Genomic DNA, 524 nt, shown 5'->3' with positions numbered 1-524 from the left:
AAATGAATACCAAGTCTCTGAGTGAACATACGTAATTCATTACGAAGTTTAATTCACGAGCATCAAACTTAAATTGAAGAGTTTGATCATGGCTCAGATTGAACGCTGGCGGCAGGCCTAACACATGCAAGTCGAACGGTAGCACAGAGAGCTTGCTCTCGGGTGACGAGTGGCGGACGGGTGAGTAATGTCTGGGAAACTGCCTGATGGAGGGGGATAACTACTGGAAACGGTAGCTAATACCGCATAACGTCGCAAGACCAAAGAGGGGGACCTTCGGGCCTCTTGCCATCAGATGTGCCCAGATGGGATTAGCTAGTAGGTGGGGTAACGGCTCACCTAGGCGACGATCCCTAGCTGGTCTGAGAGGATGACCAGCCACACTGGAACTGAGACACGGTCCAGACTCCTACGGGAGGCAGCAGTGGGGAATATTGCACAATGGGCGCAAGCCTGATGCAGCCATGCCGCGTGTATGAAGAAGGCCTTCGGGTTGTAAAGTACTTTCAGCGGGGAGGAAGGCG

Annotated in this window: 1 rRNA gene; it reads left to right on the top strand. The window is 52.5% G+C overall.

What is annotated here, in order from left to right:
• Positions 1 to 70 precede the first annotated feature (70 nt).
• Positions 71 to 524: ribosomal RNA gene (locus AC2FAJ_RS23515) — 16S ribosomal RNA — on the top strand; the annotation flags it as partial.

The sequence above is a fragment of the Enterobacter cloacae complex sp. 385G4 genome, from assembly GCF_057320665.1.
This window is presented reverse-complemented; position numbering and strand designations above follow the sequence as displayed.